General features: G+C 35.9%; 1 pseudogene. It reads right to left on the bottom strand.

The features are described 5' to 3' along the window. Positions 1-259: 259 nt before the first annotated feature. Positions 260-548, bottom strand: a pseudogene (locus tag IQR33_RS30060) (long-chain fatty acid--CoA ligase); the annotation flags it as partial.

The following is a 548-nucleotide window of genomic DNA, read 5'->3' as shown; positions in this document are numbered from 1 at the left end:
TGGTCTACTTTTTAAACAAGATACTAGTAATTAGAATGTTAGTAGGAATAGCAGCCACACATCTCCTATTTCACAGTACAACCTAAAAAATTAACGCTTAAAAAAAGAACATTATTTCATAAGCTTTTAGCTACAGGGTGCGAAATAGCGTTATTTGACGAGCAGAACAGAAAAAATCAATACAAACAAAAATCCCCAGCAATGCGCGATCACATCACTGGGGATTTTTTCATCAATATAAAATCTAAGTCAGCTTAAGTTACTTTTTATCCGACTTTTCCTTATACATTTCTTCAATTTCATCTTGGTATTTGTCATTGATGACTTTACGACGAAGTTTTTGAGTTGGCGTTAACTCACCATCATCCATAGAGAAAGCTCTTGGTAACAATTTAAACTTCTTCACTTGTTCAAACTTTGCCAACTCTTTTTGAAGATCGTTCACACGCTTCTCAAGCATTTCGACCACCTGGTGGTGCTTAATCAACTCAACGCGATCGTGATATTTGATATTCAGCTCTTTCGCGTACTCTTCTAGCGAGTCATAG

This window comes from Vibrio sp. OPT46 (assembly GCF_015163535.1).
In the GTDB taxonomy this organism is placed as follows: domain Bacteria; phylum Pseudomonadota; class Gammaproteobacteria; order Enterobacterales; family Vibrionaceae; genus Vibrio; species Vibrio alginolyticus.
This window is presented reverse-complemented; position numbering and strand designations above follow the sequence as displayed.